The organism is Pseudomonas sp. PS01297, from assembly GCF_029959305.1.
In the GTDB taxonomy this organism is placed as follows: Bacteria; Pseudomonadota; Gammaproteobacteria; order Pseudomonadales; family Pseudomonadaceae; genus Aquipseudomonas; species Aquipseudomonas helleri.
On the sequence record NZ_JASCPQ010000119.1, the window covers coordinates 1 to 13,821 of the forward strand.

Consider the following 13,821-nt stretch of genomic DNA (forward strand, 5'->3'; position numbering starts at 1 on the left):
GCGCGCTCGGTGGCTGGTTTTTTTTGTCTTTTAAACCCCGGCCTACCACCCGCGCTCCTACAGGTCGTGTTTACAGCGGCGAGGCCTCAAACCGGGCCTTGGCGCGGATCAGGTCGGCATCCACCGCATCCAGCCCGTCGATAAACGCCGTGGCGAACGAGCCGGGCCCTTTGGCTGTGGCTTCAGCCAGTTCGGCGGCCAGGGCAAAGTGCACATGGGCGCTCACCAGCGCGGTCAGGTAATCGCTGGCCACGGCGGTGTACGCCGCCACCAGCGCACCCAGCGAGCAACCCGACGCGGTCACTTTGGGCAACCAGGCGCTGCCACCGGCAATCTTGATGAGCCATGGGCGCGGCGGGTTTTGTGCCTCAGCGACCCAGCCCACCACATGGTCAATGGCGCCCGAGGCCGACACGGCGGCGGTGTGCTCCAGCAACTGCACGGCGGCGGGCACCGCCTGTGCCGGGTCGTTGGAAGTATCAAAACCACGGGCATGGCTGCCCAGCCCGGCCAGCCCGATGATCTCCGAGGCATTGCCGCGAATCACTGCTGGCTTGAACGCCAGCAATTGCGCGGCCACCGAGCCACGCCAGGCCAGCCCGCCTGCACCAATCGGGTCCAGCACCCAAGGGCGACCGGCGTCATGGGCGGCGGCCACGGCCAGGCGCATGCCTTCGACCTGCGCCGTGTTCGGCGTACCGAGGTTGATCAGCACCGCCCCGGCGATGCGCGCAAAATCAGCGGCTTCTTCCGGGTTGTCGACCATGGCTGGCGCCGCACCGGCGCTGAGCAGCACATTGGCCATGAAGTTGGCCGACACCACATTGGTCAGGCACTGCACCAGCGGCGTATTGGCCCGCAGCGCCGCATGCGTGGCGATCACAGACTCAATAGTCGGGGCAGCAAGGGCAGGGGAGTGATAGCTCATAAACACCTTCGTTGATAAACAGTTGAGCGCAATTTTTTGTAGCCGCTGACGAGGTACGAAGGCTGCGATGCGGGCCGCAGGACCGCCGTTTGGGGTCGCTGCGCAACCCATCGCAGCCAAATGCTTTGGCAGCGGCTACAGGTTTTCTCTCGTTCTAAAACACATGAGCCAAGCGCAAATTCAGTTGATAGTCGCGTTCAAACCCGCCGCGAACGTTCAGGTCCTTGGCCAGCGTCACCTGCACCTGATCCTTGGCGCTAACGTTGGTGGCGTACAGTGCGCGCCACTGATCAACCCGTGTGCGGGTGCCGTTGTCCACACCGTCCAGCTGTTGCGCGCCGCCCCAGGTGTGGGAGTAGCCGATCGACACATGGGACGTATCAGTCGGGTGATAACTCAACCAGTTGATCACCTGGTAAGAGCGGTCTTGCTTGAGCGTCTGATCACCGCCACCGGCGTCCGTGTTTTTACCGTACCAGGTGATGTCGCCAATCAAGTCCCAGCTCCAGTATTGCCCGAAGCCCTGCACAAAGCCGCCCTGCACAATGCCCTTCCAGCGGTTTTCACCCAGGTTGAAGGCTTCGTGCTTATCGTAAGTGCCGGTGGGCGCGACGATAAACGGCGAAATACCAAACCAGCGGCGCGCTTGCGGGTTGTTCACCAACCACACCGTCGAGGTCAGTTGCACGTCACCGATACCGCTGTTGCCATCAATGGACTGTCCACCGATTTTCGCGTCATGCAACTGCCCGAAGGGCAACACTACTTGCGGGTCAATCGTGTAGCCGAACACTTCCATAAAGTGCACGTAACGCAAAATGCCAATGTCAGACCTGAACCGATTACTGCCGTCGACTTTATTACCCGACGCATCGCGGTAAGTGTCGGCCGACGAATGTTGGTAATACAACAGCCCCAGATCAGTGCCCGGTGGCGCGGCAATGTAATCACCCGGATCGGCTTCAGCCGCCTGGGTCTGTTGGGTGATGGACAGCAGGCTTAACAGCGTTAACGGTAAGGCGTAGGTGGTCTTCTTCATGGGTTTATTGAAACGTCTGTCGTCATGTTTACGGGATGTGGAAATCCGCAAGGGCGACGGTTGTTTCCTGTGGTGATCAGCGTACGCAGGCCGTGCTTATAATCAAAATTACATTTATTACTAACGATAGTGATATAAAAAAGCTGTCCATATGCCGCAAATACATAAGCTTATGACTTTAAATTTAACCCGCGTTCTGCGTTGACAGCCACGAAACAGGCTCATTAGTCTTCGCCCAATCTGAACAGAGGTAGACCCCCGTGGCCCTGAAAGTTTTATGGTATTTGAGCTTTGCCGACGGTACTTATCCGTGGTGCCCGGGCGGGTTATATCCGATTGATTTCGAGCGTTATCGAGCTCTGGCGCAAACCATAGAGCAGGGCGGGTTTTATGGGGCGCATGTTGCAACTTGGCCGAATGATCCCTTTATATCGGCCTCGTTTGCGGCCAGTTATACCCGGCGCATCAAGTTCCTGATTTCTTTTTATTCGCGCATGGTCCCGGCCAAGTTATTGGCCCAACAAGCACTCACGTTTGACCAACTGACCCAGGGCCGGTTGTTGGTCAATCTGGTCAATGGGCGTGACAACATCATGCAGGGCTACGGCATTACCACCTCCCATGCCGACCGCTACACCCTGGGCATTGATTACTGGCGCAAGTTTGCTTTTTCGTATGCCCAGGGCAGCAAAACCTACTTCCCGAATACCCCGCTGGAAATCCACCCGCAGCAAAAAGACGGCGTGCAACTGTGGGGCACAGGGGATTCAACGGCGGGCGTGGATCACGCCGGTGAGTTGGTCAACGTGTACATGACCATGCTCCGTGAAGTGGCGGTAGTGAGCCAAAAGTTCCACAAGGCGCAACAGGCGGCGCAGGCTGCAAAGCGCCAGTTCAACGGTCTGGGCGCATTGGCCAGCGTGGTTGTACGGCCGACTGACAGCGAGGCGCTGGCGCACTTTTATGCGATGTTCGAAGCCACCGGCGTTGAGGTGTTGCGCGACAAAATAAACGAATCCATCGTGCGGCGCAGTGGCGGCAAGTTCAACTTTGCCACCTTTGTCGGCCCGGATGCCAAGCGTGCCGGTTGGCTTGCCCGGCTACGTCAGCGGCAACTGCCTAGCCTCGAAGAATTGCGCCTGGAAAACAACCTGTACGCCGGGATTACGGCCTGGTCGACGCTGGATGTATTCGGGACTGGTTCGTCGTCGGCGTACCTTGTCGGATCGCCCGACAGTATCGTCAGCACACTCAACCTTTATCAACAAAAAGCCGGACTTAATGTCATTAGCCTGTCGGGTTGGCCTCTGCAAGAAGAAGCCGACTACGTGGCTAAGTTGCTGTTACCTCGACTCGTTTAATTAACAGCTATTGATCTAAGGCGCTGCCAAAAGTGTATAAACACTTTTTTACAAGTGTTGGGAAACAAACACGTGTTCGGCAGTAGCGCTGTAACGCAACAGCCGCACTTACAACATTAAAACCCGAAACACCCGCAAATAAGGCACTTAGCCAGTTGGCACGTTCGCTGCAATAGCGTTGTTATCGTGAGATTGACTATGCCAATAGAAACTCGCCTATTTTCTATTCAGGTGGGGTAATAATTTGAAACGCGTGCACTTGGCTACTTCTGCTGTTAAACGGCATTCCTCCTTATTCGCTGTCAGCAGCGCCTTATTAACCCTCGCACCCTTTGCCCTGGCCGATGACGCCAGCCCGAACGGCGAGCGACGTCTGGGCACGGTCACCGTGCAAGCCGCCCAACAAACCGAGGTGCAAGCGGCGAAGGCCAAACTCGACGAAGTGGCCGGCGGCACCAGCCTGGTCACTCAGGCGGAAGTCGAAAAGGGCCGCTCGGCCACCCTGGAAGACACCCTGGCGTATCAGCCGGGCGTGTATGCCCAGGCGGCGGGCGGCAACGATGCGATCAAGATCTCGATTCGCGGCTCCGGGGCTAACACCTCACCGGGGTATTTCCGGGAGGGCACCAAGTTCCTCTTTGACGGCCTGGCGCTGACCGGCGCGGGCGGTACGCCTTATGAGTTGCTCGACACCCAGGGCCTGAACTACACCGAAGTGCTGCGCGGGGCCAACGCCTTTGAATACGGCGCCTTGTCGTTGGGTGGCGCCATCAACTTTGTCACCAACACCGGCCGCACGGCACCGGGCACGCGCATCAAGGTCGAAGGCGGCAGCTTCGGCTGGGAAAAAGAGACCCTCAGCACCGGCGGTGTGGTGGGCGATGCCGACTACTTTGTCAGTGTCGACAACTCCAAACGCGACGGCTTCCAGGACTTCACCTACACCAAGGCTAAGGGCATCGTCAGCAACTTTGGTTACCGCTTCAGTCCCAAACTGGAAACCCGCGTGTACCTGCGTTATCGCGAGGAATACCACGAAAACTCCGGCCAACTGACCCTGGCCCAGTTGAAGAAAAAACCCTCGCAAACCAACATCGCCACCCGTGATACGCGCGGTGATTCAACCAAGCTTGGCTCCACCTGGATCGGCAGCAAAACCACTTACACCTTTGACGATGACGCCAAGCTCGAAGCCGGGCTGGTGTACCACGACTACCCGCAGATCCTCAGCCGCAAAAGTACCGTTAACCCCAACTACTGGGATTGGCGCGACATCAACTACTCGCTCAATTACACCCGCAATGACCGCCTGTTCGGCCTGTCCAGCACCACGACCGCGGGCTGGACCAGCACCCAGCACATCAATGCTGGCGTGCGCACCTACAAAGGCAATAAAGACCTCGGCATCCTGCAAAAAGACGTGAAGTACAACGGCTCGTTTGACCACGTGTTCAGCCTCGGCAACGACCTGGGCCTGACCGACAACCTGTACCTGTCTACCGGCGTATCGGCGATCCAGATCAAGCGCAACGTCAAGGTCTCGTACAGCGACCGCCCCAACACCAGCGGCCTGCCGAGCGAGTACCTCTACGACGAGTGGCGATTCGCCCCGCGCATTGGCCTGCGTTATTACATCGCCCCCGACGTGCAACTGTTCGGTAACGTCAGCCGTACCGTCGACCCGCCCAGCTCCTGGTCGATTTCCGGCTCGGGCGTCACCACCAACTACACCAAGCCACTGGTGCCACAAACCGCCAACACCGTGGAGTTCGGCATCAAGGGCAAGTACGGCATCTTCGACGGCAGCCTGGCGTTCTATAAGTCATGGGTGAAAAACGAGCTGCTCAACGTTCAAGTACTCCCGGCCACCGCCACCGCGGCAGCCGTGGTGTCTACGTCCAACGCCACACCGACCATTCACCAGGGCATTGAAGCCGGCTTGAGCACCCGCCTGTGGGAAGGCGCCAATGGCGACACCCTGACCTGGCGTCAGGCGTACACCCTCAACGACTTCCACTACGAAAACGACCCGCTGTTCAAAAAGAACGAACTGCCGGGCTTGCCCAAGCACATCTACCAAGGCGAATTGCAGTACCAGTTTGCCAACGGCTTGTATGCCGGGGTCAACGTGCGCACCGCCTCCAGCACGGCCGTGGACTACGCCAACAGCTTCTACGCGCCGTCCTACACCCTGTGGGGCGCACGCTTTGGCTTCGACGATCCGGGCAAAACCTGGCAGGTCTACCTGGACCTGAAAAACCTCACCAACAAGGCCTACGTGACTGCCGTGGCACCGTCGTATGACGTGCAGGGCAAAGACACGGCGGTGCTCTACCCCGGTGATGGTTTCGGCGCCTTTACCGGCGTGACTTACAACTTCTAAGCCTGCGCAGCCAGCGTCGCGAAGTGCGCGGCGCTGGTGGAGGAAGCACATGACCCTGACCACAAGGCTTGCCCGCTTGGCGCTGATTGCCGGTATCGGGCTGCTGGGCGCCTGCAAACCGGCCAGCGAAGCGCCGCGCGCCATCGTCGTCAATGCCGATGCCAGCGCCAGCCAGCCCGATGACTACCGCGAAAGCAGCCCCGGCAAACCGGGCGGCACGCTGCGCCTGTCGACCTCATCCGACACCACCACGCTCGATTTGCATTCGATTTCCCACGGCAACACGCAATGGCTGGGGCGCATCCTGTTTGACTGCCTGGTGTACCAGGACGAGCAGGGCAACATCACGCCCTGGCTGGCCAAGTCCTGGGAAATTTCGCCAGATGGCAAGACCTACACCTTTCATCTTCGTGACGACGTGACCTACAGCGATGGCGAAAAATTCAACGCCCGCGCGCTACAGCTCAACCTCGAACACATGCGTGACCCCAAGACCAAATCACCGCTGGCGGCGGCCTACATCGCCCCGTACGTGGACGGTCGCATCATTGATGAGTACACCTTCGAAGCGCACCTGCGCGAACCCTATTCGCCGTTCCTCGATGTGCTGGCGCAGTCGTACCTGAGCATGCTGTCGCCGCGCCAGATCGTCGAGGCACCCAAGTCCATCGCCGAACACCCCATCGGCACCGGGCCGTTTGTGCTCGAAAGCTACACCCGCGACCAAGGCCTGAACTTCGTCAAGCGCAAGGGCTACCACTGGGCACCCGAAGTCACCGGGCATCAGGGCGAGGCCTACCTCGACCGCCTCGAAGTCAGCATCGTGCCCGAGGCAATGATCCGCTTCAGCTCGCTGGAGTCGGGGCAGTCCGACTTCACCGTTGATGCGCCGGCTCAAAACGCCAAGGCCATCCGGCAAAACCCCGATTTGCACATCCGCAGCCTGATCCGCAAGGGCAACCCGTTTCGCAGCCTGCAGTTCAACACCGAGAAGTTCCCGTTTCAGGACGTGGTGGTGCGCCGTGCCGTGACCAAAGCGGTTGATCGCGATGGCATTGCCTGGATCGCCGGTTTTGGCGAGTACCAGCCTAAAAGCGATTTTCTGGCCAGCAACACGCGCTTCTACGACCCGGCCTACAAAGACGTGCTCAAGTACGACGTGGCCGAAGCCAACCGCCTGCTCGACAGCGCCGGTTGGGAGCAGCGTGACGCTGAGGGTTACCGGGTTAAAAATGGCCGGCGCCTGGCGGCCGAGTTGCTGACTTACGAAACCGGTGCCTACCCCAGCAGCATTGCCGTAGCGATTCAGGCTGACCTGAAAAAGGTCGGCTTCCAACTAACCATCGACCTCGCGCCGCTGCCGCAAATCCTCGAAAAACGCTATGCCGGCAACTTCCAGGTCATCGCCGCGGGCTACTGGCACACCAACACCCCGGACGGCCTGTACATCCTCTACCACAGCAAATCCATCAGCACGCCGAGCTTTATCGGGCAGAACATTGGCAGCTTTCGCGACGAGCCACTCGACGCCGCCCTCAGCGCTGCACGGCAGACCACCGACCCGGTTGAGTTGCAAAAGGTCTACAGCATCGCCCAGCAACGCCTCACCGAAAGCGTCCCGGCAGCGCCGGTGTACGAGAGCCATGTGCTGGTGGCCTACCGCAACGCGGTCAAGGGCTTGATCTTCGACACCTCGCACAACACCCCGATTTTCACCACGGTCTGGCTCGACCAGGAGGCCAAATGAATCCGCTGCGCCTGATCCTTCGTCGATTGTTGTCCGGCATTGGCGTGCTGTGGGGCGCGGCAACCCTGACCTTTCTGGCCATCAACCTGAGTGCGGGCGACCCGGCGATGGCCATTCTTGGCGGGCCGGGGGCCAACCCGAGCGCCGAATTGATTGCCCAGGTGCGCGCTGAATACGGCCTCGACCAACCCTTGATCGTGCAATACGGCCAGTACCTGGGACGCCTGGCCCAGGGTGACTTGGGCGACTCGTATAACTTGCGCAGGCCAGTGGGGCAGGTCATCAGCGGGCAACTCGGCGCCACTGTGCAACTGTCGTTGAGCGCTGCGGCGCTGGCGGTGCTGCTGGCCGTGGTGGTGGCGGTGCTCAGTGCCAACCGGGCGCCGTGGGTGCGCTCGCTGGTGTCGGGCACAGAACTGGTGCTGTCGTCAGCGCCGTCGTTCGTGATCGGCCTGGGGTTGCTGCTGGTGTTCGCGTTTGGCTGGCACCTGTTGCCGCCATCCGGCTCCAACAGCTGGCAAGCCTTGATCCTGCCCAGCGTGGCCCTGGCCTTGCCGGTGGCGGCAGTGCTCAGCCAGGTGTTGCGCCAGGAACTCGAAGACACCCTCGAACAGCCCTTTATCGCCATGGCTCGCGCCCGTGGCCTGTCTGAAACCGGGGTGCGCCTCAAGCATGCCTTGCGCCATGCGCTGGTGCCGCTGGTGACCTTGTCCGGCTTTGTGTTTGCCAGCTTGCTGGGCGGGGCGGTGGTGATTGAACTGCTGTTCTCGCGCCAGGGCATCGGCCGCCTGATGCTCGACGCCGCCAACACCAAGGATGTGCCGCTGCTGCTGGGGATCACCCTGCTGGCGGCAGCGATTTATGTGGTCGTCAACTTCCTCGTCGACCTGATCAATCACCTGGTGGACCCGCGTGCGAAAGCCGTGTGACGCCATCTTTTCGCAAGGACTTGCCATGACCGACACCACTTCCTACCGCGCATTGAAGGCGCGTTTCCAACCGTTGTTCGACCAGATCGCGGCCGGGGCCATCGACCGCGAGCAGCACCGCGAACTGGCCTTTGCCGCCGTTAATCAACTGCGCGAGGCGGGCTTCACGGCGCTGCGTGTGCCCCAGGCTTTGGGCGGCGCGGGCGTCAGCTTGCCGGTGTTATTCCAACTGCTGATTGACTTGGCCGAAGCCGACTCCAACCTGCCGCAAATCGTGCGAGCGCATTTCGGTTTTGTTGAAGGGCGTTTGTCCAGCCGCGACGCCGCCTCGCAGGATTACTGGTTTGCCAAGGTGGTGGCCGGGCAGTTGTGGGGCGCGGCCATGGCCGAGCGCAGCGACAGCAGCACCAACTCGGTGTCGCTGGCGCCCAACGACCCGCACAACGAAGACGCGGGCTGGGTGCTCAACGGCGAAAAATACTACTGCACCGGCACCATCTACGCCGATTGGGTGGCGGCGGTGGCGATGCACGACAAAGACTTTTTCAGCGTGGTGGTGGCCGTCGATGCGCCGGGTGTGACCCGTGAAGACGACTGGGACGGTTTCGGCCAACGCCTGAGCGGCAGCGGCACCACGCGCTTTGACCAGGTCGAGGTGGCCCCAGAACACGTGCTGCGCCGTTTCAAACCCGGCGAGCTGCGCGCCGAGTCGTACATCTCATCGTTTTACCAACTGTTCCACCTCGCCACGCTGGCCGGTATCGCCCGGGCCGCCTTGCGCGATGCCACCGCCTTTGTGCAGGGCCGCACCCGCGCGTTCGGCGTGCCGGGCCAGTCCAGCCCCAAGGATGACCCGCTGGTGCAACGGGTGATCGGCCGCCTGTCGAGCCTGGCCTACGCCAGCGAAAGCCTGGTGCTGACCACCGCCAACGTGCTGGAAGGCGTGCATCAGGCTGAGCTGACCGACAGCGCGCAGGAAGCCGATTACGTCGACGCCGACATTCGCACCTTCCAGGCCCAGCAAGTGGTGCTGGAGCAAGTGCTCGAAGCCACCACGCTGTTGTTCGAAGTCGGCGGCGCCTCGGCCACCAGCCAAGCCCGCCGTCTTGACCGGCACTGGCGCAACGCCCGTACCCTGGCCTCGCACAACCCGGCCATCTACCGCGAGCGGGCGCTGGGCAATTACTACCTCAACGGCATCAGCCCCGGCGCGGCCTGGCGTGCCCTGCATGAGCAGGACAGCGCCCACGGCGCCACCCGCGATGAAGCCAGCGCGGTTTAAGCCCGCCCTCAGGAGTTGCACATGAGCCAGTCCATCCACCCAGGCACCGTTGCCAGCGTGATTCAGGCCGAGCCGTTGTTCGCCATGCAATCGCGCAATGCGCGGCGCTGGGCGATACGCCCGGGCCTATTGCTGGCCGGGTTGTTCGTATTGCTGCTGTTGATCGCGGCCATTGCGCCGGGCTGGCTGGTGGCGGGCGACCCGCTCGACGCCAACTCGCGTCTGGCCTTTAGCGCCCCCAGCAGCCTGTTCTGGCTGGGCGCCGATGAAAACGGCCGCGACATCCTCACCCGGCTGGTCTACGCCGTGCGCCCGTCGCTGGTACTGGGCGTGGCCGCCACCGCAGTTGGCTTGCTGCTGGGCACTTTGCTGGGCCTGACGGCGGGGCTCGGCCCACGCTGGCTGGACGGCGCCGTCATGCGCGTGATCGACGTGTTGCTGGCGTTTCCCGACCTGTTGCTGGCGCTGGTGATCATCACCTTCTTCGGCCAGGGCCAGCTCAACATCATCCTCGCTATCGGCATCGCCAACGTGCCGCGTTATGCGCGCCTGGTGCGGGCGCAAACCCTGGTGGTGCGCGGCGCCGGTTACGTCGAAGCGGCCACCACCCTGGGGCTGCCCCGGCATTTGGTGATCTGGCGGCACGTGCTGCCCAACGCGATCAAACCGATTTTGATCCTGGCCACCATCGGCATTGGCGGCAACATCGTCAACGGCGCGGCCTTGAGCTTTTTGGGCTTCGGCGCCGCGCCGCCAGCGCCGGAGTGGGGCGGGATGCTCGCCATGGGCCGCAACTATTTGGCCAACGCCTGGTGGCTGGTGGCATGGCCCGCCCTGGCAATCACATTGACCGTGGTCTCGATCAGCGCGATCGGCCGCGAACTGTTGCGTCGCAGCGAAGGGAAACGGGCATGAGTACACAACCTCTGATCGATGTGCAAAACCTCTATGTGCGCTTTGGCGCGCACGCGGCCCCGACCCTCAAGGGCGTGAGCTTCCAGGTGCATCCCGGCGAGTGCTTGGCGCTGGTGGGCGAGTCCGGCTCGGGCAAAAGCGTGACCTCGCGCACCCTCGCCGGGCTCACCGGCGCCCGTGCCCAGGTTCAGGCCAGCACACTGGCGTTTGCCGGGCAGGACCTGCGCCAGTTCGATGAACGCACCTGGCGCAAAATACGCGGCGCACAAATCGGCTTTGTCATGCAGGACGCCCTGGGCTCCCTCGACCCCTTGCGGCTGGTGGGCAAGGAAATCGCTGAACCATTGCACCTGCACACCGACCTCGACCGGGCGCAGCGAGACGCCAAAGTCATCGAACTGCTGCGCGCGGTGGGCGTGCCCGAGCCGGAATTACGCGCGCGTCAGTACCCGTATCAATTGTCCGGTGGCTTGCGCCAACGGGCGCTGATCGCTTCGGCCATCGCCTGCAACCCGCGTTTGCTGATCGCCGACGAACCCACCACGGCCCTCGACACCACCGTGCAGGCGCAGGTGCTGACCTTGCTCGAATCCCTGCGCGGCGAGAGCACCGCGATGCTGATCGTCAGCCATGACTTGGCCGTGGTCTCGCGGCTGGCCAACCGGGTGGCGGTGATGCACAACGGCATCATCGTCGAGCAGGGCAACGTCGACGACGTGCTGCACGACCCGCAGCATCCCTACACCCAATACTTGCTGCGCACGGGCAGGGCGGTGCACTTTCGCCGCAACCATGGCGCGGCGCGTACCCCGCTGAGCATCGTCACGGCCAAGGCCGAACAAACGCCGCCGCTGTTGCAGGTCAACGGCTTGAGCAAATCCTTCAAGGGGCCGGACGGCAAACAGCGCACCGTGGTCAACCAAGTGTCGCTGCAACTGCGTCGGGGTAAAACCTTGGGCATTGTTGGTGAATCCGGCTCGGGCAAAACCACCCTGACGCGGATGATCCTCGGTCTGGAAACCCCGGACAGCGGCGACATCCATATCAAGGGCCAGCCGTGGCTGAGCCTGTCTGCGGCAGAAAAACGCCAACTGCGGCGCAGCATCCAAGTGGTGTTTCAGGACCCGCTCAGCTCCTTCGACCCGCGCTACAGCGTGCGCCGGGTGCTCAACGAAGCGCTGGAAGTGGCCGGGCACAAACGCAGCGAATGGCCCCGGCGCGCCGAAGAACTGCTGGCTTTAGTCAAACTCGACGCGGCACTGCTGGAGCGCCGCCCGATCGAACTGTCGGGCGGCCAGCGTCAGCGCATCGCCATCGCCCGCGCCCTGGCGGCGCAGCCGCAGATACTGGTGTGCGACGAACCGGTGTCGGCGCTGGACGTCTCGGTCCAGGCGCAAATCCTCGAACTGCTCGACGACCTCAAACAGCGCCTGGGCCTGGCCTGCCTGTTCATCTCCCACGACCTGGGTGTGATCAACCACGTCAGCGACGACGTGCTGGTAATGAAAGACGGCGTGGCCGTCGAAAGCGGCCGCGTGCGCGACGTCTTCGACCACCCGCAACACCCGTACACCCAAGCCCTGCTGGACGCCATCCCGCACCTTGAAAGCGGCCGCCGCATGGCCTTCGACTTCCTTAAATTGGCCATCTAACCCTGTTTTACGCCCTGCAGGAGCGAGCTTGCCTCGCGATCTTTTGATCTGGCATGTGCCATGCCGTCAGGGCGAAACCGTGCAAAACGTATCCTCACCGAGAACCCCCTGAGTGACCATCGCCCAAACCCTCCCGCACACGCGCCCGTTATCGCGGCGCGTGCCGATGATCATTGGCTGTGCGCTGTGCATGGAACTGATCGACTCCACCGTCGTCATGACCGCTTTACCGCAAATGGCCAGCGACTTCGGCGCGCCGAGCATCCGCATGAACCTGGTGGTTTCGCTCTACATGCTCGGGGCTGCGCTGTGTGTGCCGGTCAGCGGCTGGGTGGCCGACCGCTACGGGCCGCGTCGATTATTCGTGATCGCCATCTCGCTGTTTATCGCCTCATCACTGGCCTGCGCTGCCTCCAATTCACTGCTGCAACTGTGCCTGGCGCGCATGCTTCAGGGCGCGGCGGGGGCGATGATGGTGCCCGTGGGGCAGTTGATTTTATTGCGCTGGTCACCCCGTGAAGACCTGCTGCGCAACCTGTCGTACCTGACCATCCCGGCGTTGATCGGCCCCATGCTCGGCCCGCCGTTGGGCGGCCTGATGGTCACCTATTGGTCGTGGCACTGGATCTTCCTGATCAATGTGCCCATCGGTGTGGTCGGCATCGTGCTGGTGCTGCGCCATGTGCCGTACTACCCCGGCGTGCGTGAGCAGGGGTTGGATGTACGCGGGCTGGCGCTCAGCGCGGTGGCCATGGCAGCGCTGGTGTTCGGCTTCGAAGCGCTGGGGCACGGCCTGCTGCCGCACCTGTGGGTGGCGCTGATGATCGCCGTCGGCCTGCTCTGCGGCGCGTTGTACATCCGTCATGCGCAACGCTGCGCCGAGCCGCTGCTGGACCTCAAACTGCTGCGCATCCCCAGCTACGGCATCAGCTTTTGGGGCGGCAACCTGCTGCGTCTGGGCACCTCGTCGTTACCGTTTTTGCTGGTGCTGATGTTCCAGCTGTGTTTTGGCCTGAGCCCGTTGCACGCCGGGTTACTGACGTTGGCCGGAGGTGCCGGGGCCTTTGCGATGAAACTGCTGGCCGTGCGCGTGGTGCGCCGTTACGGCATCCGCCGCACGCTGGTGATCAACGCCGTGTTAACCGGCCTGACCCTGGCCTCATGCGCCAGCTTTACCGACGCCACCCCCTACAGCGTCATCGTGTTGATGCTGTTTGGCAGCGGAGTGATTCGCTCATTGCAATACAGCACCCTCGGCGCGCTGACCTACGCCGACGTCCCTGCCGCACTGAGCAGCCGCGCCAGCAGCCTGTCGGCCATGACCGTGCAATTAAGCATGAGCCTGTCGGTGGGTCTGATGGCCTCACTATTGGGCGTGTTGATGAACCTGCGCGGGCACAGCGTGCCGCAAACCAGCGACGTGGCCGCCATGCTGGTGCTTTGCGGCCTCGCCTGCATGGCCTCGGCGCTGGTATTCCGCCGCCTCGCCGCCGGTGCGGGCGAAGCAGTCTACTAACCCATATCCCTTGTAGGAGCGAGCTTGCCTCGCGATCTTTTAAAAGATCAAAAGATCGCGAGGCAAGCT

10 protein-coding genes are annotated in these 13,821 nt (G+C 62.0%); 8 read left to right on the plus strand and 2 right to left on the minus strand.

Annotated elements, in window-relative coordinates:
• Nucleotides 1–70: 70 nt before the first annotated feature.
• A complete protein-coding gene (gene thiM, locus QMX84_RS23610) occupies nt 71–928 on the minus strand; it encodes a hydroxyethylthiazole kinase (protein ID WP_282364908.1) in 858 nt (285 codons plus the stop codon).
• Between the two features lie 154 nt (nt 929–1,082).
• Entirely contained in the window at nt 1,083–1,967 is an 885-nt protein-coding gene (locus QMX84_RS23615; RefSeq protein ID WP_282364909.1) for a transporter, read from the minus strand.
• Between the two features lie 260 nt (nt 1,968–2,227).
• Here QMX84_RS23615 and QMX84_RS23620 point away from each other — a divergent pair, with 260 nt between their 5' ends.
• From QMX84_RS23620 to QMX84_RS23655, 8 genes are all read left to right on the plus strand, one after another.
• A complete protein-coding gene (locus QMX84_RS23620; RefSeq protein ID WP_282364910.1) occupies nt 2,228–3,328 on the plus strand; it encodes an LLM class flavin-dependent oxidoreductase in 1,101 nt (366 codons plus the stop codon).
• Nucleotides 3,329–3,581: 253 nt separating this feature from the next.
• Nucleotides 3,582–5,711 (plus strand): TonB-dependent receptor, encoded by a 2,130-nt coding sequence (locus tag QMX84_RS23625; protein ID WP_282364913.1) that lies wholly within the window; start codon nt 3,582–3,584, stop codon nt 5,709–5,711.
• A gap of 49 nt (nt 5,712–5,760) precedes the next feature.
• On the plus strand, nt 5,761–7,458 hold the full coding sequence (locus tag QMX84_RS23630) for an ABC transporter substrate-binding protein (protein ID WP_282364911.1): 1,698 nt from the start codon (nt 5,761–5,763) through the stop codon (nt 7,456–7,458).
• On the plus strand, nt 7,455–8,387 hold the full coding sequence (locus tag QMX84_RS23635) for an ABC transporter permease (protein ID WP_048370734.1): 933 nt from the start codon (nt 7,455–7,457) through the stop codon (nt 8,385–8,387). The genes QMX84_RS23630 and QMX84_RS23635 overlap by 4 nt, the downstream gene beginning before the upstream one ends.
• Nucleotides 8,388–8,412: 25 nt before the next feature.
• A complete protein-coding gene (locus QMX84_RS23640; protein ID WP_282364912.1) occupies nt 8,413–9,669 on the plus strand; it encodes an acyl-CoA dehydrogenase family protein in 1,257 nt (418 codons plus the stop codon).
• A gap of 84 nt (nt 9,670–9,753) precedes the next feature.
• On the plus strand, nt 9,754–10,584 hold the full coding sequence (locus QMX84_RS23645; RefSeq protein WP_315975358.1) for an ABC transporter permease: 831 nt from the start codon (nt 9,754–9,756) through the stop codon (nt 10,582–10,584).
• On the plus strand, nt 10,581–12,236 hold the full coding sequence (locus QMX84_RS23650; RefSeq protein WP_273220225.1) for an ABC transporter ATP-binding protein: 1,656 nt from the start codon (nt 10,581–10,583) through the stop codon (nt 12,234–12,236). The genes QMX84_RS23645 and QMX84_RS23650 overlap by 4 nt, the downstream gene beginning before the upstream one ends.
• 166 nt (nt 12,237–12,402) lie before the next feature.
• Complete coding sequence (locus tag QMX84_RS23655; protein WP_282364914.1) at nt 12,403–13,752, plus strand: MFS transporter; 1,350 nt, start codon at nt 12,403–12,405, stop codon at nt 13,750–13,752.
• The last annotated feature ends 69 nt before the right edge of the window (nt 13,753–13,821 follow it).